Annotated in this window: 1 pseudogene; it reads right to left on the bottom strand. The window is 67.5% G+C overall.

Annotated elements, in window-relative coordinates:
* Positions 1–191: 191 nt before the first annotated feature.
* Positions 192–1,194, bottom strand: a pseudogene (locus tag F6Q13_RS17365) (DUF222 domain-containing protein); the annotation flags it as partial.
* Between the last annotated feature and the right edge of the window lie 273 nt (positions 1,195–1,467).

The following is a 1,467-nucleotide window of genomic DNA, read 5'->3' on the forward strand; positions in this document are numbered from 1 at the left end:
CGGGTCACCCCTACCTGCCCTCACCAGCTTGTGGTCACCGTTATTTTCGTGTCAGGCTCTCGCTGCCACAATCCGGCAGACAAATCACACCTGGCTCACGCATCGCGAACGACACCCCATACCCTCATCGGCCCATTCACCAGCTGCTTTTCATCGGCATCACGGCCCAATCGACATAGACATCTCACCTTGGCCAACTCGGTGGGCCCGCCGTCTTCCCAATGGCGAATGTGATGGGCGTGCAGGCCGCGGGTGGCCCCGCAGCCGGGCACCGCGCAGCAGGACTGGCGGTGCTCCAGCGCGCGGCGCAGCCGCCGGCTGATCACCCGGGTGGTTCGCCCGGCGCCGATAACCTGCCCGTCGCGCTCAAACCAGACCTCGCAGCGGGCATCACAGCTTAGATACCGGCGCTCGGCGTCGCTCAGTGCTGGACCCAGGTGCAGCACGGCGGCGCGCTGCGCGACATCGACGGGGATCACCACGGTGGTGTGCAACCCGTGCGGGCGGCGGAGCGCTTCGACGTCCCAGCCGGTCTCGACTAGCCGCAGAAACGCCTCCACGGTGCCCGGCATGGGCGGTGCGGCATCGGATGCGGCCCCGGGGGTGCTGCGATCCTGCGTCCACTCGCCGATCAGCGCCTCGCGATGTGCTGCCAGCGCGGCGTCGAACATCGCGGCCTCCTCGTGGGGCAAGGTGATGCGCCAACAGCAGGACTGCTCGCCGCAGGTTTTGCTGATCGACCGCTGCGGCTGCGGGCGCGGATCAGGCTCGGGTCGCGGTTCGAGCTTGATCGCCGTGCGCAGCTGGTTGACCGTGGCCACCGCCGCCAACGCCGCGTAATGCTCATCCGATCCCTTACCCGCCCCGGCGGCGATCACCCCCACCTGATCCAGCGACAGCCGGCCCTCGGCCAAGCCCGCCACACAGCGGGGAAACTGCTCCACCCGGTGCGCGACGGTGGCGATGCTGTGGGCATTGCCCGCCGACACCCCCCAGCTTCCAAGCCACCAACCCCGCCACCGACCGCGCCCCCGTCGCCCCCCACAACTGCTCGCGGTCAATTTCGGCGGCGATCTGCACAATTCGCCCATCGATGGCGTTGCGCTGACCGGCCAACTCCGCCAACTCCTCGAAGAGCACCTCCAGGCGCTGATCAGGACCCACCGGCGCGGTAGGCGATGCGCTTGACGACATACCCGCATCATCGCACCCGGGTCCGACAAGTTCGGGCCGCCAACCCCCACCGCGAACCGGACCGGGGACAGCCCAACCAAAGCAAGATCTTCTGGTAGTAGTCAAGCAAGTCGAGCGACCAACCGATGGTCGTGCCCTGTCGGGGCGCTCGGCGGCGATGGGGAGCAAAGCATCACGTGGCGAAATGTTCCTGGTTGATGTGCTCGGCTACCCGCAGGGCGTTGGCCGCGACCGTCAAACTGGGATTCAACCCGGCACTGGACGGAAAAAACG

This window comes from Mycobacterium sp., assembly GCF_008709575.1.
Lineage (GTDB): Bacteria > Actinomycetota > Actinomycetes > Mycobacteriales > Mycobacteriaceae > Mycobacterium.